This is a genomic window from Vibrio sp. STUT-A11 (assembly GCF_026000435.1).
Taxonomy (GTDB): domain Bacteria; phylum Pseudomonadota; class Gammaproteobacteria; order Enterobacterales; family Vibrionaceae; genus Vibrio.
On sequence record NZ_AP026763.1, the window covers coordinates 2,460,509 to 2,481,071 of the forward strand.

Sequence of the window (20,563 nt, forward strand, 5' to 3'; positions counted from 1 at the left end):
CTGTTTCTTCCTTTAACTTCTAGTTCTTAATTCGAAGTTTTTGAGTTCACGTTCAGAGCGTCTTCAACCAACGCTTTTTGCTGTTTCAAGTGCACCGACATGTAGCCAACTGCTGGCGAAGCAGAAGCTGGGCGACCTGCGTATTTAAGATCTGCACCTGCAGGAATAGCGGCACGGAAGTTATGTTGACTACAGTACCAAGCACCTTGGTTCTGAGGCTCTTCCTGACACCACACGAAGTCTTCAACGTTAGTGTATTGAGCAATAGCAGCTTGCACTTGTTCCATTGGGAATGGGTAAAGCTGTTCAATACGCACAATCGCGACGTCTTCTTGTTCGTTGTTGCGACGTTGCTCTAACAGGTCGAAATAAACCTTACCAGAACAGAACACAACACGTTTCACTTTGCTTGCTTCCAGATTATCCACTTCTGGGATAGCTGCCTGGAACGAACCTTCCGCAAGGTCTTCGATAGAAGAGGTGCAAAGCGGATGACGAAGCAATGATTTAGGAGACATGACAATCAGTGGTCGACGCATTGGGCGTACAACCTGACGTCGAATCATGTGGTAAACCTGTGCTGGCGTTGAAGGAACAACAACCTGCATATTTTGCTCTGCACACAATTGTAGGTAACGCTCTAGACGCGCAGATGAGTGCTCTGGACCCTGACCTTCATAACCGTGAGGTAGAAGCATGGTTAAGCCACATAGACGAGCCCACTTCTGTTCACCAGAAGAGATAAATTGGTCGATAACCACTTGAGCGCCGTTAGCGAAATCACCAAACTGTGCTTCCCAAATCGTTAAGCCGCCTGGCTCTGCGGTTGCGTAACCGTATTCAAACGCCAATACCGCTTCTTCTGACAATACAGAGTCGAATACCTGGAAAGGACCTTGCTTATCATGAACGTTCGCTAACGGAATGTACGTGCTTGCATCCGTTTGGTTGTGGAGAACCGAGTGACGGTGGAAGAAAGTACCACGGCCTGAGTCCTGACCAGAAATACGGATACGCTTGCCATCGTCAACCAATGTTGCGTAAGCCAGTGTTTCAGCCATACCCCAGTCAATCGCTTTTTCACCACTCATCATCGCCAAACGGTCGTTGTAAAGCTTGTTTACTCGACTTTGTAGCTTATGACTTTCTGGGTACTGACATAGACGAGTACCAAGTTCAATCAGACGTTGCTTGTCGTATTGAGACTCCCACTGCATGTCCCACTCGTGACCTAGGTATGGAGACCAGTCAACGGAGTGCAATGCCATTGGACGCCACTCTTTCACCACAACTTCACCGCGGTCAAGCGCATCACGGTATTCGTTGACTAACTGAGTTGCAGTTTCAATATCTGATTCATTTTTATCGATTAGAACATCGGCGTAAAGCTTACGTGGTGTTGGGTGTTTTTTGATTTTTTGGTACATTAAAGGCTGAGTTGCATTTGGCTCATCAGCCTCGTTGTGGCCATGACGGCGATAACATACCAAGTCAATCACAACATCGCGTTTAAACTCGTTGCGGTAATCCAATGCGATACGCGTAACAAACGCAACCGCTTCTGGATCATCGGCATTAACGTGGAAAATCGGTGCCTGTACCATCTTCGCGATATCAGTACAGTACATGGTCGAGCGAGTATCACGTGGGTTAGATGTCGTGAAACCTACTTGGTTGTTAACAACAACGCGAACCGTACCACCAACACAGAAACCGCGCGACAGAGACATGTTGAATGTTTCCGCAACCACGCCCTGACCAGCAACAGCTGAGTCACCATGAATAGTGATAGGAAGAACTTTACTGCCTTCTTTGTCACCTAAACGGTCTTGACGGGCGCGCACAGAACCGATAACCACTGGGTTTACGATTTCTAAGTGCGATGGGTTAAATGCCAGCGCTAAGTGAACGTCGCCACCCGGAGTCGCGAAGTCCGCAGAGAAACCTTGGTGGTATTTAACGTCACCCGTTCCCCACGTTTCATCATGCTTGCCTGCGAACTCATCAAACAGATCTTGTGGTTTCTTACCGAGTACGTTCACCAACATGTTCAAACGACCGCGGTGAGCCATACCAATAACCACTTCACGCATACCACTGTTACCTGCATGACGGATCAACTCTTTGGTCATTGGGATAAGCGCGTCACCACCCTCTAGAGAAAAGCGTTTTGCGCCTGGGAATTTAGCGCCTAAGTAGCGCTCAAGGCCTTCCGCTGCTGTCAGTTCTTCTAGGAAAGTACGTTTTTCATCGTTGTTGAATGATGGCTGGCCTGAGACAGACTCCAGACGTTGTTGAATCCAACGCTTTTGTTCTGTGTCAGTCATGTGCATGTATTCAGCACCGATGGAGCCGCAGTAAGTTTTATTGAGGGCTTCGTAAATGTCTCTCAACTTCATGGTTTCTTGCCCAATAGCAAAAGAACCTACGTTGAAAGTTTCTTCGAAATCTTCTTCGGTAAGATTATGAAATGCTGGATCCAACTCAGCAACGGTTGGACGTTGCCATAGACCTAGTGGATCTAATTCTGCAGCTTCGTGTCCGCGGAAACGGTATGCGTTGATTAGCTGTAGAACTTTTACTTGTTTTGCATCGACATCTGGGTCACTAACTTGGACATTGTAATGCTTTGTTTCTTGAGCGAGTCGTCGGAAGTAGTCACGGACACGTGAATGCGGCTGTTCTGCCACTTCTTTTGAAGGCTTAGGCAAGCCGTCAAAAACACGTTTCCACTCCTCACTTACCAGATCGGGATCACTTAGATACAGTTCGTAGAGTTCCTCTACATACGTTGCATTGGCGCCAGCCAAGTGTGAAGACTCGAGCCATGCCTTCATCACGCCGTTGTGCATATTTTCCCTTAACCAGTAGTTTTCACGTTTGCTTCGGTCTACGCCGAGCTATAAATAGCCGACTTAAAAAATCGGCAATTTTAATATTCTTCTACTCGAGTTTTGCAGTTGCAGTGAAGTGATTTATTTTACACAACACTGCAACTGTATCCATTGCGAGTAAATTACACCGAGCGATTTACCAGCATCGACTTAATATGGCCGATTGCTTTCGTCGGGTTAAGTCCTTTAGGACAAACACTTACACAATTCATGATGCCGTGGCAACGAAAAACGCTAAATGCGTCATCAAGATCTGACAGACGTTCATCTGTCGCAGTATCACGGCTATCAATTAACCAGCGGTAAGCCGCTAGAAGGCCTGCAGGACCAATAAATTTGTCCGGATTCCACCAGAATGATGGACAAGACGTTGTACAACATGCACACATGATACATTCGTACAAACCGTCTAGATGTGCACGGTCATCTGGAGACTGCAGATTCTCACGCGAAGGCGGTAATGCACCATCATCGATTAAGAATGGCTTAACTTTCGCATAGTTATCATAGAATTGCGTCATGTCAACAATAAGGTCACGTACCACAGGTAGACCTGGTAGAGGACGAATTACGATCTTGTCGCCTTGTAGTGCAGATAACGGTGTTATACATGCCAGACCATTTTTACCATTCATGTTCAGGCCGTCAGAGCCACAAACACCTTCACGGCATGAACGACGGAATGCGATGCTTGGATCTTGCTCTTTAAGCAGAATCAACGCATCTAGAACCATCATGTCTGAGCCTTCGTCGACTTCAAGCGTGTAGTCTTTCATGTAAGGCTTAGTGTCTACGTCCGGATTGTAACGGTACAAAGAGAAGTTCAGTTTCATAGTCATATCCTCCCTTAGTATGTACGTACTTTCGGCGGGAACGCGTCACGATGTATTGGCGTCATGTTAACATCACGCTTAGTCATCGCTTCAGTTTCCGGGTTGTAGATTGAGTGGCATAGCCAGTTCTCGTCATCACGATCTGGGAAGTCGAAACGAGCGTGTGCACCACGGCTTTCCGTACGGTAGTTCGCAGCAACAGCGGTTGAGAATGCCGTTTCCATCAAGTTGTCTAGTTCTAGACACTCGATACGTTGCGTGTTGAACTCTGAAGATTTGTCCGCCAGGTGCGCATCTTTCAGACGTTCACGGATAACTTTCAACTCTTCCAGACCTGTTGCCATTGCATCACCTTCACGGAATACCGAGAAGCTGTTTTGCATGCAGCTTTGCAGATCTTTACGGATTTGTACTGGATCTTCACCACCTGTGCTGTTTTCCCAACGCATAGTACGCGCCAGAGAAGCTTCGATGTCAGATTCAGTTGCAGGACGCGCTTCCGCTTGCGCCGCTAACGTCTCACCTAGGTGAAGACCTGTTGCACGGCCGAATACCACCAAGTCTAGTAGTGAGTTACCACCTAGACGGTTTGCACCGTGAACCGATACAGAAGCGATTTCACCACATGCGTAGAGACCCTGAACTTCAGCCTCGCTGCCGTCAGCCTTTTGCGTAATAGCCTGACCAGAAACCTGAGTAGGAACACCACCCATCATGTAGTGACAGGTTGGAATGACTGGGATTGGCTCTTTCACTGGATCAACGTGCGCGAACGTACGAGATAGCTCACAGATACCTGGTAGACGAGATTCAAGTACGTCTTTACCTAGGTGATCAAGTTTCAGCTTGATGTGTGGACCCCAAGGGCCATCACAGCCACGGCCTTCGCGGATTTCGATCATCATAGAACGAGCCACAACGTCACGACCAGCAAGGTCTTTTGCGTTTGGCGCGTAGCGTTCCATGAAGCGCTCGCCGTCTTTGTTTAGAAGGTAACCACCTTCACCACGACAACCTTCTGTTACAAGAACACCTGCGCCAGCGATACCCGTTGGGTGGAACTGCCACATTTCCATGTCTTGCATTTGAACGCCAGCACGTAGTGCCATACCAACACCGTCACCAGTGTTAATGTGTGCATTAGTTGTCGAAGCATAGATACGACCTGCACCGCCAGTAGCCAGGATAGTTGCTTTTGATTTGAAGTAACAGATTTCGCCTGTTTCCATACAAATCGCAGTACAACCCATGATCGCGCCATCTTGGTTTTTCACCAAGTCTAACGCATACCACTCAGAGAAAATGGTTGTTTTATGCTTAACGTTTTGTTGGTAAAGCGTATGTAGAAGCGCGTGACCGGTACGGTCTGCCGCTGCTGCAGTACGAGCAGCCTGCTCACCACCAAACTCTTTTGACTGACCACCAAATGGACGCTGATAGATAGAGCCATTATCAAAACGAGAAAATGGAAGACCCATTTTTTCTAGTTCGATAACAGACTCAGGTCCATTCTTACACATGTATTCGATAGCGTTTTGGTCACCAATGTAGTCAGAACCTTTTACGGTATCGTACATGTGCCACTGCCAATCATCCTTGTGCGAGTTACCTAGAGCTACGGTGATACCACCCTGCGCAGATACTGTATGAGAACGAGTTGGGAATACTTTAGATAGCAAAGCACATGAAAGGCCTTGCTCTGAAATTTGCAGTGCAGCGCGCATACCTGCACCACCAGCGCCGATTACTACGGCGTCAAACTCACGAACTGGAATAGACACTTACGCACCCCACAAAATAAATAGACCAGAGAAGACATAACCGAACAGAACGGCAATAACACCAAGTTGTAACGCGCCACGAAGTTTCGCGCACTTAATATAGTCGGTGAACACTTGCCACATACCAACCCAAGCGTGAATCAGTACCGAAACAAGAGCCAACATGGTGAAGACTTTGGTGCAAGTACCACCAAAGAATTGGGTCCAAGATGCGTAAGATATATCTGAAAATGCACAGAAGCTAACCAGATAAATCGTGTATAGAGTCATAATGATGGCAGTAGCACGAATCAGTAGGAAATCGTGTACACCGTTACGACCGAATGATGAAACGTGTTTTACCATACCATTATCCCCGCCAATAGTGACAATACTGCTGTCGCACCAAAAGCAACTTTCGCGCTCATCGTGCCTGAATCTAGCTCTTCAAAATAGCCTAGATCCATCATCAAATGACGGATACCACCAGCGATGTGGTATGCAAGTGCAGTTAAAATGCCCCATAGGATGAATTTTACGAAGAAGCTATCGACGATATCGGCGGCTTCCATAAAACCCATTGGGGATGACAGAGAAATGGACAGTAACCAAAGTAGTATACCTACCGCAACAAACGTGATTACCCCGGACACACGGTGCAGGATGGATGCGATTGCTGTGATAGGAAAGCGGATGGTCTGTAAATCTAAATTAACAGGTCTTGACTTTCTTTCTTTCACGGGCTTGCTCACTCAGCTCCATTGAGCATTTATTGTTATAACCAATTTCAGCGTCCAAATGTACAAAAGTTAACATTTATTTAACAGATACAACCGATAATCACCGAGAATATTGTAAACAAGTTGTTAACACCGGGAGCCACTACCAAACCTCACACTTTGTTATAGCCCCGAATTTATAAGGATTTAACTAAAATTTTCTTTGCCAATATACGGCGAGCAACATTCTAATACAATTGGTGTAACAAATTATGCTACATAGAACAGATTTTTAACGATTCTCAAAGAAAAAATCATAACAAGTGCACACAAAAATGGAGAAAAATTGACTTTATGCCTTAACAACAGTAAAAACATGGCACACAAACATCCTGGACGGATTAAATAATAAACAAAGGAGATTGTTATGGCGGATAAGAAAGCGACCCTTCATGTTGAAGGCAAAGCGCCAATCGAATTGCCAATTATGGACGGTACACTAGGTACTCCTGTAATTGACGTTCGTAAACTGGGAGCTAATGGTTACTTTACTTTTGACCCTGGTTTTCTTGCCACTGCATCTTGTGAATCATCAATCACATATATCGATGGCGGCAAAGGTATTCTTTTGCACCGCGGTTACCCGATTGATCAATTAGCCAATAACGCAGATTACCTAGAAGTATGTTACATTCTTCTTTATGGTGAAGCCCCTACCCGAGACCAATACGAGCAATTCAAGAAAACGGTTACTCGTCATACTATGGTACATGAGCAAATCGCAAGCTTTTTCCACGGCTTCCGACGTGATGCTCACCCGATGGCGGTGATGTGTGGCGTAGTAGGTGCATTAGCAGCCTTCTACCACGATTCGCTCGATATTAATAACGACGAACACCGTGAAATCGCGGCCTACCGTCTAATTTCGAAAATGCCTACGCTGGCAGCGATGTGTTACAAATACTCTATCGGTCAGCCATTTATCTACCCACGCAACGATTTAAGCTACGCGGAAAACTACCTACACATGATGTTTGCAAACCCATGTGAAGAGTACGAAGTGAACCCTGTTGTTGCACGTGCTATGGATAAAATCTTTACACTTCACGCGGATCACGAACAAAACGCGTCAACATCAACAGTGCGTCTTGCTGGTTCTTCTGGCGCTAACCCATTTGCATGTATTGCCGCTGGTATCGCATCTCTTTGGGGTCCAGCGCACGGCGGTGCAAACGAAGCGTGTTTGAAGATGCTGGAAGAGATCGGCAGCGTCGATAATATTCCTGAGTACGTTGAACGCGCGAAAGACAAAGATGACCCATTCCGTTTGATGGGCTTCGGTCATCGTGTTTACAAGAACTACGATCCACGTGCAACCGTAATGCGTGAAACGTGTCACGAAGTTCTTAAAGAGCTAAACATCCAAGACCCTCTACTAGATGTTGCAATGGAACTTGAGCGTATCGCGCTTTCTGATGAATACTTTGTCTCTAAGAAACTATACCCGAACGTAGATTTCTACTCTGGTATCATTCTGAAAGCTATCGGTATTCCAGTATCAATGTTTACGGTTATCTTCGCTCTATCTCGTACCGTGGGCTGGATTGCTCACTGGAACGAAATGCACAGCGATCCACTAAACCGCATTGGTCGTCCACGTCAGCTATACATGGGTGAGGAACAACGTGAATTTTCTCCGCTTCATGAGCGCGAATAATCACTGAGTGAAATGCCAAATAAAAGAGGGGTTGAGATGTGAGTCTCAACCCTTTTTATTTTCTTATGATTCTGCGCTAAACCGGATTATCAATATCCACAAACTCGACTTGTAAACCGTACTCATCGGCTAACCACTTACCAAGTGCTTTGATACCGTAACGCTCTGTTGCATGATGTCCCGCGGCGAAATAATGAATGTCCATTTCTCGCGCAGTGTACGTTGTGCGTTCCGATATTTCACCGGAAATAAAGGCATCTAACCCGTGCTGCACAGCCAATTCAATAAAGTCTTGCCCGCCACCGGTGCACCAACCTACGGTCTCAATCATTTTCTCTGCATTTTCTGGCGCAATATGCAGGGGCTCTCTCTCAAGTACTTGACTGATCTTGCTCGCAAATTCAGCACCCGTCATCGGCTTTTTTAAACGTCCATACATCGCGACTGACTGCGGATGACCTTCTAAACCGCCTTCAACGTCAATTTCCAGCAATTTTGCCAGCTCAGCGTTGTTGCCAAGTTCAGGGTGAATATCAAGAGGAAGGTGATAACCGTATAAGTTAATGTCATTTTTCATTAAGCTACGGATTCGATTTCCTTTCATGCCACGAATGGGTTCAGGTTCACCTTTCCAAAAGTATCCATGATGGACAAGCAATGCGTCGGCATTAAGTTCAACTGCTTTATCGATCAAAGCCTGTGAAGCCGTAACACCAGTAACTATGCGGTTTACCGTTGGAATCCCTTCGACCTGCAGCCCATTCGGTGCGTAATCTTTAATTAACTGTGGTGATAGTTTATCGTTAAGAATCTGTTCTAGCTTTAAGTTATTCATCATCACTTCCAATTTTTAGTGCATATTTAAAGTGTATATCGAACCTAGATACTGATGCCAGGCATCGTGTCCCCATCGATGGCAAATTTCGTTACAATAATGCGGCTTCGTCACTTTATTGCTAAAACTAAGGGTTAAAAGGAAACGGGATGAATCAATTGCAACGCTTTTATGATTGGATCGCAACATCACCACCACTTTTTCAGTTGTGTCCACCGTTTGCAACATTAGAAGATTTATCCGTAGCGCCGTTATGCGAATCTGAACAATATAATGGTAATCCAAGACTGGGTTTTTTATATCAGCATTTGTGCACGGCTGTGCTTTCTAATTCCGAACGATACCAAGTAGTCGCCGAGGAGATTCAACTCAATGACCACACTGGAAGAACGATTGGTGCCGTGGATTTAATGTTGCAGAATACGGAGTCAGGTCAGTTGGAACATTGGGAAGTGGCGATTAAGTTCTACCTGCTTCATCAAGGCGTTTGGTACGGCCCCAATGCCCATGATCAATTACATAAAAAACTGGATAGAATGCTGACTCATCAATTAAAAATGAGCGAAAGACCAGAGTTTCAGCAAATATTGCCTCTTGAAGCACCACCGGAAGAGCGACTCCTGATGCAGGGCCGTCTCTATATTAATCCGTTTTCTTCGGAGACAACGCCAACGGAATGTTTGGGTTATGAGCTTAATGCCTCTCAAATAAGCGGATATTGGTGCTACCAAAGTCAATGGGACTTGATTCCAAAGCCGCTTTATCATCTGAGCAAACCTTGTTGGGCGATGGGTAACGACGACTTTTCCCACCCTATTGAGAAACCGTCGGGCCGATTTGAGCATGCACAGACGCAAGATGGTGAATTCTGGTTTATTGTGCCGGATCAGTGGCCAAACTAGCTTTGAAGCGCTGAATGCTATCTTCTTTAATCTAGGAAAACCAAAATAAAAAGGGTTGATGCTTTCACATCAACCCTCTGTTTTCCATTCAAAACTGTTGAATCTTAAAGACCAGCGGCTGCAAATACCTGATTAACAATTTCTTGTGCTTCGGCTTCGATCTGTTTTAGGTGCTCTTCACCCTTGAAGCTTTCGCAGTAAATTTTGTAGATATCTTCTGTACCAGATGGGCGAGCCGCAAACCAACCGTTTTCCGTGGTGACTTTTAGACCGCCGATCGCCGCACCGTTACCAGGAGCGTGAGTGAGTCGTGCCGTAATTGCATCACCAGCGAGTGTTTCTGCAGAGACCATTTCCGGAGACAGTTTTTTCAGTACGTCTTTTTGAGGACCGTTTGCTACTGCTTGAATTCGGTTGTACTTAGATTCACCATGCTTCGCCGCCAGCTCTTCGTAGTACTCTTGAGGGTTTTTACCCGTTACTGCTGTGATTTCTGCTGCTAGTAGACAAAGTAGGATGCCATCTTTATCTGTTGACCACGGAGTGCCATCTTTGCGTAGGAAAGATGCACCCGCACTTTCTTCACCACCGAAGCCGAACTTACCCGTGTAAAGGCCATCAACAAACCATTTAAAACCAACGGGTACTTCACATAGCTCGCGACCAAGATCCGCCACAACACGGTCGATAAGTGCGCTCGAAACCAGAGTCTTACCAACCGCGACGTCTTTACCCCACGCATCACGATGACGGTATAGGTAGTCGATACATACAGCCAGGTAATGGTTTGGATTCATCAAACCTTTTGGTGTCACAATACCGTGGCGATCATAGTCTGGGTCATTACCAAACGCCAAATCGTATTCATCTTTCAGCGCCAACAGACCTGCCATTGCGTATGGTGAAGAACAGTCCATACGAACCACGCCATCTTTATCCAGTGACATAAATTGGAAAGATGGGTCGATTGCTTCACTAACCAAAGTCAGATCTAGGTTGTAAGCTTTACCAATTTGGCGCCAGTAGTCGATACCACTGCCACCTAATGGATCAACACCGATTTTTAGGTTGGCTTTTTGAATCGCTTCCATATCGATGACGTTAACCAAGTCATCGATGTATGGTTTTACTAAGTCGACTTCCACAAACAAATCAGAAGATTTTGCTTCTTGAAGTGGCAGACGTTTCACACCTGTTAGATCTTCTGCAATCAGTGCATTCGCGCGGTCTTCAATCGCCTGAGTCAGTTCGGCTTCCGCAGGGCCGCCATGAGTCGGATTGTATTTGATACCGCCGTCTTGAGGTGGGTTGTGCGAAGGAGTGATCACAATGCCATCTGCTTTCTCATCGTGTTTGATATTGTAAGTCAGAATAGCGTGTGAGATACCTGGGGTTGGTGTGTAACCATTGTCTTGCTGAACGATCACTTTTACGCCGTTCGCAATCAATACTTCGATAACACTAGAAAAAGCTGGCTCTGATAATGCGTGCGTATCTTTACCGACAAACAGTGGCCCTGTCGTGCCCTGCTCTGCACGCACTTCTGCAACCGCTTGTGCAATAGCCAATATATGATTTTCGTTAAAGGTATGCTTGTCTGCAGTACCACGGTGACCTGATGTACCGAATTGAACCTTGTGGTCTGGATTGGTCGAATCAGGTTGAAGTAAGAAATAATTCGCAACTAACGCCGGAATATTATGAAGATCTTCCTGCTGCGCTTTTTGCCCAGCACGAGGGTGCATAGCCATGTCTGACATCCTTTCTATAAAAATAACAAACTAAAAAGCCTCATAATATCCGCTAAATGCTAAACATTATGAGGCTTCTATCAGGTTTCTTAGATTGAACCTGTTACTTTTTCTATCAAGTCCGGTTGGAATCCCATGTGTGCCATCACTTGTTCAACCATTTGTCTCTTGCGGCTGGTATTATTATTTGTGATAACCCAGAACGGTGTTTCTGGAATGGCCTTAGGTTTGGTGGTATTGCCGTTAGCCAGCAGGGTTTCTTCATTATCAGCAAAGTAAACGCGCTTGCGTCCCTTCACATTTGTCGCTTGTGCGAATCCTTCTGGATTTAATTTGTGTAATGTTGATAGAACCAACATGAAGCGATCAATCGCTTTCTTAAGATCAGCAAACTCATCAGATATTAGCAGTGAACGCATTTCTTTCACTGTATCTATTTGCTCTGTTTTACCTGCATCTTTACTTACTACAATCCCTTGTGGCTTCTCTACTACAGGCGCAACTTTTGCTTCCTGCAACTCACCATCAAGGTTTAAAAGGCGTCGCAAAATATCCGAGGCACTTTCGCCGATATGCTTAGTTTGACCAGCAATGTAACGGTATAGATCCTCATCAACCTCAATTGTTTTCATTCGCTTTTCACATTCTCAATGTTTAAACTCTGTGGAATTATACCCAAATAACTTCAAGAAGCTAGGTTCAACGAGAATGACTTGAAGTCATTAGGGTATACAACCAGATCCTTGCGGATACTCCACGTTAAACCCATCACGAATAAGATAAAATGTCAGCATTACTCAACTATAAGCAAGAAGGCCAAGGCCAAACAGTAGTTTTGATTCACGGATTGTTTGGCAGTTTAAGTAATCTGGGCCTTTTGGCTCGAGACCTTGTCCAAGATTACTCTGTGATCAGTATTGATCTTCGTAACCATGGCCTCTCTTTCCACTCGGACACACATACTTACACCGAAATGGCGCAAGACGTTGCCGAATTGCTTCGTCACTTGAACATTGAACCGTCGATCATTATTGGACATTCCATGGGTGGTAAAGTCGCGATGAAGCTCGTAGACATCGCACCACAATTTGTGGAGCAGTTAGTCGTGCTGGACATCGCTCCTGTTGCCTACACAACAAATCGTCATGAAAATGTGTTTAATGGTCTGCAGGCCGTCATTGCCCAGAAGCCAACAAGCCGCCAGCAGGCGATGGACGTGCTTGCACAACACGTGGAGATCGATGGTGTCAGACAGTTTCTTTCAAAGTCTCTGTTTAAAGACGGTGATAAAATGGCATGGCGTTTTAACGTAAAAAGTCTGCTGGAAAATTACGCTGAAATTATTGGCTGGCAAGAGATTGAGCCAACTGAGATACCAACCCTCTTTATTAAAGGTGGTGAATCAGACTATTTAATGCCAGAGCATCAACCTGCCGTACAGAGACAGTTTAAGCAAGCGAAAGCACATATTATCGCCAACACCGGTCATTGGTTACACGCAGAAAAGCCGGGTGAAGTCATGCGAGTGATCAGGAAATACATTTCAGGTTAACAAATTCACCAACAACCCTTGATTATTGAAATAACCGCCCTGGTATTGCATTAACTTTACCGATTAACAGTGGTATAGTGCGCGCAATAATTTTCGGCATGAAGGACTACAATGCTCTACGACTACATGGATATGCTCGAATCTATCGGGCTCGATCTTCTTTTTGCTGCTATCTTCTTCTTCATCGGGATGGCAATAAAAGATGTGCTAAAGCAAGGCAATGTACCTGTTTTTGGTCGTCGTATTGTATGGTTAGTCCTTTTTCTAGGCTGTGCTGGTTTTATCGCAAAAGGGATAATTCAGCTAACGTGGGAAGGCTCGGGGTTAGGCTAAACCCTTAGTACCATCGCCAACAACAAACAATGTAAAGGTATAGACTCTATGGCAAGTGTAGGTATCTTCTTCGGTAGCGACACAGGTAATACTGAAGCCGTTGCAAAGATGATTCAAAAGCAACTAGGTAAGCAACTGGTTCACGTTCAAGACATCGCAAAAAGCAGCAAAGAAGACATTGATAACTTTGATCTTCTGCTTCTAGGTATCCCAACTTGGTACTATGGTGAAGCGCAATGCGATTGGGATGACTTCTTCCCAGAGCTTGAGCAAATTGACTTCTCTACAAAGTTAGTCGCTATCTTTGGTTGTGGTGACCAAGAAGACTACGCAGAGTACTTCTGTGATGCGATGGGTACCGTTCGTGACATCGTCGAAGCAAAAGGCGGTACTATCCTTGGCCATACATCGACTGAAGGCTATGAATTCGAAGCGTCTAAAGCGTTGGTAGAAGGTGATGATAGTCAGTTTGTTGGTCTGTGTATCGATGAAGACCGTCAACCAGAGTTAACCGATGAGCGTGTTGAAAGCTGGGTAAAACAGATTTACGAAGAGATGTGTTTAGCTGAGCTTGAAGGCTAATACAGATCCTGAATTAGGACCTCCTTTACGGAGGTCTTTTTGTATGTATACCCAAACAACCTCGAGATGCTAGGTTCAGCGAGAATGACTTGGTTTACAGGCGCGGCAACGATTTGAAGTTCTAGTGATTCTAAATCAAAAATCGTTAACAAAGGCTGTGAGCCAAGACAACTCGCCCTTCGGGAGCGTGTCACTGACATGATTTCTGCGTCAAATAACTTGGAAAGAGCTCGCTATTCCGCTGCGTTATTTTCCTTGAACTTATGCCAATGACAACGCTCTGAATCCTGCATCTTGAAGTCGTTTGGGTATAACGGTTACGAAGCTTCCGTGGCAACCTCTTCCTCTCGGTACTGTGGCTTTTTACGAACATACAACTTACGTTTTACTTCAGACACCACATTCCCGTCGCTATCTTTGACATGAATAATAAACTCAGGGAACCATTTCTCACCATTGCGCGTTTTGTTGAATATATCTTCAATCATCCCTTGTGAGATTTCAAAGTCTGCAAACAAGTCACTGTGTCCAGGTTTGATAAAGTTAATGCTCGCTTCTTTATCCCAGACATAATACTCCTCACGTAATATCCCGATCAGCATCATCGAATAAATGGGGTCAGTAAGAGAAAAGATACTTCCACCATATTGAGTTCGATTGGCGTTTTTATTCCACCAATTCAGCTTCAAACGTACTTTAACCAGACGAAAGTCATCAGAAATATGTAAGATTTTGATTCCAGCTCCCCAGAATGGGGGCCAAAGATTAAGCCCAAATTTTATGATTCCTGGTTTATAAATTTTGGCAATCCGCTTATCCATTGCAATCCCTGCTCTCTACGCGATTTATGTTACTAATTTGTAACAGGTAAGAGCTCTAATATAATTGACCGATTCCTAATTTACAAAGAAAGAATATATTAACCCTTTGAAGTTCGTGGTTTAATGTTTTTTACCATTCGCCTATAATGGTATCAATATTGAATTCTGTTAAATCGCTGCAGATGATCCAACGGGAAAGTATATGTCAGATAATAATCAGGCGCTGAAAGACGCGGGTTTAAAAGTAACCCTTCCAAGGCTAAAAATTCTAGAAGTACTTCAGCAGCCAGACTGCCAGCACATCAGTGCTGAAGATTTGTACAAAAAGTTGATTGATCTAGGTGAAGAAATCGGTCTAGCAACCGTTTATCGAGTACTAAACCAATTCGATGATGCTGGGATTGTTACTCGCCACCATTTCGAAGGTGGTAAATCCGTCTTCGAACTGTCAACTCAACACCACCATGATCACCTAGTGTGTCTAGATTGTGGTGAAGTTATCGAGTTTTCAGACGATCTTATCGAAGAACGACAAAAAGAAATTGCTGCTAAGTACAACGTGACTCTGACTAACCACAGCCTTTACCTATACGGTAAATGTGGTGATGGTAGTTGCAAAGATGATCCAAACGCACACAAGCCAAAGAAATAATCATTAACTAATAATAAAGCGCTCAAAGAGCGCTTTATTTTATCAGTATGACAAACATAAAAAATGCCAGTCCTAAGACTGGCATTTCTATTTTTAGCTCAATTACTTAGCTTCAATCTTCGCCCATGTATCACGAAGTCCAACAGTGCGGTTGAACACCAGATTATCTGCGCTTGATTCTTTCGAATCAGCACAGAAGTAGCCCATACGCTCAAATTGGTAGCCTTCTTCTGCTTGTGCAGACGCTAGACTTGGCTCAACGAAACCATTAATCACAACAAGTGATTCTGGGTTAATCGTCGAAGCAAAATCTTCAGCAGCAGCAGGATTCGGAACCGTGAATAGACGGTCGTATAGACGAATTTCCGCTGGTAATGCTTTATCCGCTGATACCCAGTGGATTACACCTTTTACTTTACGGCCGTCAGCAGGGTTTTTACCCAGTGTATCAGCATCGTAAGTACAGAAAATCGTAGTGATGTTGCCTTCTGCGTCTTTTTCAACACGCTCAGCTTTGATCACGTAAGCACCACGCAGACGCACTTCTTTACCTAGCACCAAGCGCTTGTACTTCTTGTTCGCTTCTTCGCGGAAGTCTTCACGCTCAATCCAAACTTCACGAGTAAACGGTACTTCGCGCTCACCCATTTCTGGTTTATTCGGATGGTTTGCAAGAGATAGGTTTTCTACCTTACCCTCTTCAAAGTTTTCGATCACAACTTTTACAGGGTCGAGTACAGCCATTGCGCGCGGTGCATTTTCGTTTAGGTCGTCACGAATACAAGATTCAAGCGAGCCAAACTCAATCATGTTGTCTTGCTTTGTCACACCGATGCGTTTACAAAACTCACGGATTGATGCTGGAGTAAAGCCACGACGACGTAAACCAGAAACGGTTGGCATACGTGGATCGTCCCAGCCGTTTACCAGTTTTTCCGTCACTAGCTGGTTCAGCTTACGCTTAGACATGACTGTGTATTCTAGGTTTAGACGGCTGAATTCGTACTGATGTGGACGACATTCAATGGTAATGTTGTCTAGTACCCAATCGTAGAGACGACGGTTATCCATAAACTCAAGCGTACAAATTGAGTGCGTAATACCTTCTAACGCATCAGAGATACAGTGAGTGAAGTCGTACATCGGGTAAATGCACCACTTATCGCCAGTTTGATGGTGAGTCGCGAAACGAACACGGTATAGTACCGGATCACGCATAACCATGAATGAAGAACCCATGTCGATCTTCGCACGAAGACAAGCTTTACCTTCTTCAAACTCACCTGCACGCATTTTTTCAAATAACGCTAGGTTTTCTTCTACCGAACGATCACGGTATGGGCTTGGTTTACCTGGTGCTTTTAGCGTACCACGGTACTCACGAATCTGCTCTGGACTTAGCTCATCTACATACGCTAAGCCTTTATTAATCAATTCAATTGCATATTCGTAAAGCTTGTCGAAGTAGTTTGATGAGTAACATACTTCACCACTCCACTCGAAGCCCAACCAGTTTACATCTTTCTTGATAGACTCAACGTATTCGATGTCTTCTTTTTCAGGGTTTGTATCGTCGAAACGTAAGTTACATTGGCCCTGGTAGTCCTGAGCAATACCGAAGTTCAAACAGATAGACTTAGCATGACCGATATGCAGGTAGCCATTTGGCTCCGGCGGAAATCGAGTATGCACGCTAGTGTGTTTGCCATCCGCTAGATCCTTATCAATGATCTGGCGAATAAAGTTTGATGGACGAGCATCAGCTTCACTCATCTATAGCACCTCAAAAATAGTAGTATTGTCAGAGAAAACGGCACTCCACATCCTAGTAAGGAAATGCAGAGTGAATTACTTCTAATGATCCACAATTCTAAGCAATTAGACAACAAGAACTGGTGCTAAATCGTCAATATTTATCGAGTTAGCATGAAACCACAGCAGAATAGAAGCAACAAAATAAAAAAAGACCTCCTTGAGGAGGCCTTTTCGATCATGTGTAGGGTGTGATTATGGTAGTTTCACATTCGAAAGGTCTTCATTAGCACCGATTGCTTTCATTTCACCGGCAACGATTTCCGCTAGAGGACCAAGGATAACTTGAAGGTTGTTCTCGCCTAGTTTCACAACACCTTTCGCACCCAGTTTCTTCAGCACATTTTCATCAGCTACTGAACGATCTTTCAGAGTCAGACGTAGTCGAGTGATACATGCATCGATTGCAGTTAGGTTCTCATGACCGCCAAGTGCTTTTAGGTATTGGCGAGCTAAGTCACCACTTTTCTTCTCACCAGCTGGAGTTTCTGCTTCGCTGTCGTCATCTTCACGACCAGGCGATTTCAGGTTGAACGCGCGGATAGCGAATGTGAATGTGAAGAAGTATAGAGCACCAAAGCCAAGACCAACAGCACCAAGCAGTAATGGTTTAGTCGCCAGGCCGAAGTTCAGTCCGTAGTCAATCAAACCAGCAGAGAACGTAAAGCCGTGAAGCGTACCAAGCATGTTAGTCACAACTAGCGACAGACCAGTAAACACTGCGTGCATCGCGTAAAGCGCAGGCGCTAGGAACATGAACATGAATTCTAGTGGCTCAGTGATACCAGTTAGGAATGAACAGAATGCCACTGAGAATAAGGCACCACCCACTTGGTGACGTTTTTCAGCAGGAGCAGCAAAGTACATCGCCAGAGCTGCACCAGGCAGACCAAACATCATGATTGGGAAGAAGCCGTTCATGAATGTACCAGCACCCTTATCGCCACCGAAGAAACGGTGTAGGTCACCAGATTTAACAGTTTCAGTCACTTCTTTCACAGTTGCTGTGATTTCAGGAGTTACTGAGTTAGCGAATTCAAACGTGTGAGTTTGGCCAGCAACAAGCGTCTTAGCTAGGGCCGGGTCAACACACAACTGCTGTACTGCTGGTAGAGCTTGACCCGCAGCAGAAGCACCTGCAATTACGATTTCCTGGCAAGAACCCATGCCAAACCAGAAGAAAGAGTTCAGTACGTGGTGTAGACCTACAGGAATAAGTGCACGGTTAAGCGTACCGTAGATGAACTGACCAATTGCGCCAGAAGTTGAGATACCGTGAGCAAGCGCATCCAGACCACCTTGGATCGATGGCCAGACGATACCGCCAACAGCGCCAGCAACTAAAGCGAATAGACCTGCCATAATCGGAACTAGACGTTTACCAGAGAAGAAAGCAAGCCACTCTGGAAGACGTGTAGCATGGAAAGCGTTGTAAGAGTGGCCAGCAATAATACCGGCGATGATACCACCAAAGAACGACATGTTAACTGATGGATCAATTGTTTCCGCTGTAGCTTTGAGCACAAAGTACGCAACCGCACCAGCAAGACCAGCCGCACCTTGACCGTCTTTAGATAAGCCGATCGCAATACCTAAGCCAAACAACAATGGAAGGTTAGAAAAGATTGAGTTACCTGCTTGTGCCATAAACGCGATGTCAAATACATCTGGCTGGCCCAAGCGCAGTAACAAGCCTGCGATTGGCAAGGTCGCGATAGGAAGCATAAGAGCTTTACCCAACTTCTGCGCGTATCCGAGAATATTCACCTTTAGTTCCCCCTATAGGATTAGATGTTATGTTGAATAACTTATTTTAGTCATTCAATTTAGTCCTCTTAAGTTTATGACATTAATTTTGCTCCGCAAATTAAAAGCTCACTGTTTGTGATCCCAATCACCAGAATTCACCCTGTAAGAAGGTTTTTGCTAGCGGGATCATAAAACTTATTTTATTATACAAAAAATGGCAGTTGAAAGATAACTTCCTCGCACTTTAAGCTTGAAGGAATCAGTGTTATGTTGGTCTACAGCGAGTAACCTACGGTAAGTTCGCTCTGAAAAAGAACCTGTAAAAATTAGTTCATTTATCATTTTTCAGTCCGTTATAGTTCGCTACTCCGCCAAGACCGAGATAAACACAACTTGCCTCATGTAACTCGTTATCTAATTTGATGGTATAGACTAAGTAACCACATGACTCAAGCAGTCACATTTAGATAACGATACAGACATTGAATTCTCACTATAAGGACTAGCTGACTATGTACGCGCTAAGTAACTGTAAAATCTATACCGGTAGTGATGTTCTACACGAACATGCGGTCATCATCGACAACGACCTAATTCAATCCGTTGTACCAGTTGCCGAACTGCCGAAAGGCATCGAGGTTAAAGATCTAAATGGTGCGAACCTAAGTCCAGGATTCATTGATCTTCAACTAAACGGCTGTGGCGGAGTAATGTTGAATGACGATATCACAGCAAACACGATGCAAATCATGCATGAGGCAAACCTCAAGTCCGGTTGTACCAGTTACTTACCGACACTGATTACCTCTTCAGACGAAGACATGCGCGCTGCGATCAATGCTGCTCGTGAGTACCACAATCAATACCAAAATCAGTCATTGGGTCTCCACCTGGAAGGGCCATATCTTAACGTCGCGAAAAAAGGCATCCACAATGTTGACTTTATTCGCACGTCAGATGAAGACATGATTGATCTGATTTGTGCAAATAGTGACATCATTGCAAAGGTGACTCTAGCACCAGAACAGAACGACCCTGAGCATATTCGTCGCTTAAAAGCAGCGGGTGTCGTCGTATCTATCGGCCATACCAACGCTACATATAAAGAAGCACGCAAAGGGTTTGAAGCTGGCATTTCCTTCGCAACGCACCTGTTTAACGCCATGACACCAATGGTTGGTCGTGAACCAGGCGTAGTCGGTGCGATTTACGATACACCTGAAGTTTATGCAGGAATTATCGCGGATGGTTTCCACGTGGACTACGCAAACATTAGAATTGCTCATAAAATCAAGGGTGAAAAGCTTGTTTTGGTGACGGATGCCACAGCTCCAGCAGGTGCTAACATTGATCACTTTATTTTTGTCGGTAAGAAAGTATATTACCGAGATGGTAAGTGTGTTGATGAAAATGGCACACTAGGCGGCTCAGCCCTGACTATGATTGAAGCAGTTCAGAATACGGTTGAGCACGCAGGTATCGCTTTAGACGAAGCTCTACGCATGGCTACATTGTATCCAGCAACCGCTATTGGGGTTGAGGATAGACTTGGCCGAGTTCGAACAGGCATGGTAGCAAACCTGACTGTTTTCGATCGTGACTTCAATGTCAAAGCGACGGTTGTTAACGGACAATACGAGCACAATTAAGC

Annotated in this window: 18 protein-coding genes; 7 read left to right on the top strand and 11 right to left on the bottom strand. The window is 44.9% G+C overall.

What is annotated here, in order from left to right:
* Positions 1–26: 26 nt before the first annotated feature.
* The 5 genes from sucA to sdhC all read right to left on the bottom strand — a co-directional run bounded on the left by sucA (position 27) and on the right by sdhC (position 6,239).
* Positions 27–2,852, bottom strand: a complete 2,826-nt coding sequence (gene sucA / locus OO774_RS11475; RefSeq protein ID WP_264902570.1) for a 2-oxoglutarate dehydrogenase E1 component — start codon at positions 2,850–2,852, stop codon at positions 27–29.
* Between the two features lie 164 nt (positions 2,853–3,016).
* On the bottom strand, positions 3,017–3,727 hold the full coding sequence (locus OO774_RS11480) for a succinate dehydrogenase iron-sulfur subunit (protein ID WP_264902571.1): 711 nt from the start codon (positions 3,725–3,727) through the stop codon (positions 3,017–3,019).
* A gap of 14 nt (positions 3,728–3,741) precedes the next feature.
* Complete coding sequence (gene sdhA / locus OO774_RS11485; RefSeq protein ID WP_264902573.1) at positions 3,742–5,508, bottom strand: succinate dehydrogenase flavoprotein subunit; 1,767 nt, start codon at positions 5,506–5,508, stop codon at positions 3,742–3,744.
* Positions 5,509–5,853 (bottom strand): succinate dehydrogenase, hydrophobic membrane anchor protein, encoded by a 345-nt coding sequence (gene sdhD / locus OO774_RS11490; protein ID WP_264902575.1) that lies wholly within the window; start codon positions 5,851–5,853, stop codon positions 5,509–5,511. It abuts the gene before it with no gap.
* Positions 5,847–6,239, bottom strand: a complete 393-nt coding sequence (gene sdhC, locus OO774_RS11495; RefSeq protein WP_264902577.1) for a succinate dehydrogenase cytochrome b556 subunit — start codon at positions 6,237–6,239, stop codon at positions 5,847–5,849. Before sdhC ends, sdhD begins: the two co-directional genes overlap by 7 nt.
* 394 nt (positions 6,240–6,633) lie before the next feature.
* Between sdhC and OO774_RS11500 the strand changes: the two genes are divergently transcribed.
* Entirely contained in the window at positions 6,634–7,923 is a 1,290-nt protein-coding gene (locus tag OO774_RS11500) for a citrate synthase (RefSeq protein WP_264902579.1), read from the top strand.
* A gap of 76 nt (positions 7,924–7,999) precedes the next feature.
* Here the strand turns inward: OO774_RS11500 and OO774_RS11505 are convergent, their stop codons facing one another.
* Complete coding sequence (locus OO774_RS11505) at positions 8,000–8,758, bottom strand: Nif3-like dinuclear metal center hexameric protein (protein WP_264906108.1); 759 nt, start codon at positions 8,756–8,758, stop codon at positions 8,000–8,002.
* A 149-nt stretch (positions 8,759–8,907) separates the two neighbouring features.
* Between OO774_RS11505 and OO774_RS11510 the strand changes: the two genes are divergently transcribed.
* Positions 8,908–9,660, top strand: coding sequence for a DUF1853 family protein (locus tag OO774_RS11510; RefSeq protein ID WP_264902581.1), 753 nt, complete (start codon positions 8,908–8,910; stop codon positions 9,658–9,660).
* Between the two features lie 104 nt (positions 9,661–9,764).
* On the opposite strand, the gene pgm is transcribed toward OO774_RS11510, so the two are convergent.
* Both pgm and seqA read right to left on the bottom strand, forming a co-directional pair.
* Positions 9,765–11,411: a phosphoglucomutase (alpha-D-glucose-1,6-bisphosphate-dependent) gene (gene pgm / locus OO774_RS11515; protein ID WP_264902582.1), complete on the bottom strand. Its 1,647-nt coding sequence runs from the start codon at positions 11,409–11,411 to the stop codon at positions 9,765–9,767.
* Positions 11,412–11,500: 89 nt separating this feature from the next.
* The gene (seqA, locus tag OO774_RS11520; protein ID WP_020333373.1) at positions 11,501–12,043 is read right to left on the bottom strand and encodes a replication initiation negative regulator SeqA; all 543 of its coding nucleotides are present in this window, start codon (positions 12,041–12,043) and stop codon (positions 11,501–11,503) included.
* Between the two features lie 152 nt (positions 12,044–12,195).
* Here seqA and OO774_RS11525 point away from each other — a divergent pair, with 152 nt between their 5' ends.
* From OO774_RS11525 to fldA, 3 genes are all read left to right on the top strand, one after another.
* Positions 12,196–12,963, top strand: a complete 768-nt coding sequence (locus OO774_RS11525) for an alpha/beta fold hydrolase (RefSeq protein WP_264902583.1) — start codon at positions 12,196–12,198, stop codon at positions 12,961–12,963.
* 111 nt (positions 12,964–13,074) lie between these two features.
* Entirely contained in the window at positions 13,075–13,296 is a 222-nt protein-coding gene (locus OO774_RS11530) for a DUF2788 domain-containing protein (RefSeq protein WP_005461613.1), read from the top strand.
* Between the two features lie 48 nt (positions 13,297–13,344).
* Positions 13,345–13,878, top strand: coding sequence for a flavodoxin FldA (fldA, locus tag OO774_RS11535; protein WP_264902711.1), 534 nt, complete (start codon positions 13,345–13,347; stop codon positions 13,876–13,878).
* 317 nt (positions 13,879–14,195) lie between these two features.
* Here fldA and OO774_RS11540 read toward each other — a convergent pair whose 3' ends face one another.
* Positions 14,196–14,699, bottom strand: a complete 504-nt coding sequence (locus tag OO774_RS11540) for a DUF4442 domain-containing protein (protein WP_264902712.1) — start codon at positions 14,697–14,699, stop codon at positions 14,196–14,198.
* 202 nt (positions 14,700–14,901) lie between these two features.
* On the opposite strand from OO774_RS11540, the gene fcrX reads away from it, so the two are divergent.
* The gene (gene fcrX, locus OO774_RS11545) at positions 14,902–15,351 is read left to right on the top strand and encodes a ferric iron uptake transcriptional regulator FcrX (protein WP_264902713.1); all 450 of its coding nucleotides are present in this window, start codon (positions 14,902–14,904) and stop codon (positions 15,349–15,351) included.
* Positions 15,352–15,453: 102 nt separating this feature from the next.
* Here fcrX and glnS read toward each other — a convergent pair whose 3' ends face one another.
* Together glnS and nagE are read right to left on the bottom strand one after the other, a co-directional pair.
* Positions 15,454–17,124 (bottom strand): glutamine--tRNA ligase, encoded by a 1,671-nt coding sequence (gene glnS / locus OO774_RS11550; protein ID WP_264902714.1) that lies wholly within the window; start codon positions 17,122–17,124, stop codon positions 15,454–15,456.
* Positions 17,125–17,358: 234 nt separating this feature from the next.
* Entirely contained in the window at positions 17,359–18,930 is a 1,572-nt protein-coding gene (gene nagE / locus OO774_RS11555) for an N-acetylglucosamine-specific PTS transporter subunit IIBC (RefSeq protein WP_264902715.1), read from the bottom strand.
* 494 nt (positions 18,931–19,424) lie between these two features.
* Here nagE and nagA point away from each other — a divergent pair, with 494 nt between their 5' ends.
* Complete coding sequence (gene nagA, locus OO774_RS11560; protein ID WP_264902716.1) at positions 19,425–20,561, top strand: N-acetylglucosamine-6-phosphate deacetylase; 1,137 nt, start codon at positions 19,425–19,427, stop codon at positions 20,559–20,561.
* Positions 20,562–20,563 lie beyond the last annotated feature (2 nt).

Coding starts and splice junctions, on each gene's coding strand:
- OO774_RS11530 (WP_005461613.1), top strand. CDS start 13,075: ATGCTCTACGACTACATGGATATGCTCGAATCTATCGGGCTCGATCTT.
- sucA (WP_264902570.1), bottom strand. CDS start 2,852: ATGCACAACGGCGTGATGAAGGCATGGCTCGAGTCTTCACACTTGGCT.
- glnS (WP_264902714.1), bottom strand. CDS start 17,124: ATGAGTGAAGCTGATGCTCGTCCATCAAACTTTATTCGCCAGATCATT.
- OO774_RS11480 (WP_264902571.1), bottom strand. CDS start 3,727: ATGAAACTGAACTTCTCTTTGTACCGTTACAATCCGGACGTAGACACT.
- OO774_RS11505 (WP_264906108.1), bottom strand. CDS start 8,758: ATGAATAACTTAAAGCTAGAACAGATTCTTAACGATAAACTATCACCA.
- pgm (WP_264902582.1), bottom strand. CDS start 11,411: ATGGCTATGCACCCTCGTGCTGGGCAAAAAGCGCAGCAGGAAGATCTT.
- OO774_RS11500 (WP_264902579.1), top strand. CDS start 6,634: ATGGCGGATAAGAAAGCGACCCTTCATGTTGAAGGCAAAGCGCCAATC.
- fcrX (WP_264902713.1), top strand. CDS start 14,902: ATGTCAGATAATAATCAGGCGCTGAAAGACGCGGGTTTAAAAGTAACC.
- seqA (WP_020333373.1), bottom strand. CDS start 12,043: ATGAAAACAATTGAGGTTGATGAGGATCTATACCGTTACATTGCTGGT.
- OO774_RS11540 (WP_264902712.1), bottom strand. CDS start 14,699: ATGGATAAGCGGATTGCCAAAATTTATAAACCAGGAATCATAAAATTT.
- nagA (WP_264902716.1), top strand. CDS start 19,425: ATGTACGCGCTAAGTAACTGTAAAATCTATACCGGTAGTGATGTTCTA.
- fldA (WP_264902711.1), top strand. CDS start 13,345: ATGGCAAGTGTAGGTATCTTCTTCGGTAGCGACACAGGTAATACTGAA.
- sdhD (WP_264902575.1), bottom strand. CDS start 5,853: ATGGTAAAACACGTTTCATCATTCGGTCGTAACGGTGTACACGATTTC.
- OO774_RS11510 (WP_264902581.1), top strand. CDS start 8,908: ATGAATCAATTGCAACGCTTTTATGATTGGATCGCAACATCACCACCA.
- OO774_RS11525 (WP_264902583.1), top strand. CDS start 12,196: ATGTCAGCATTACTCAACTATAAGCAAGAAGGCCAAGGCCAAACAGTA.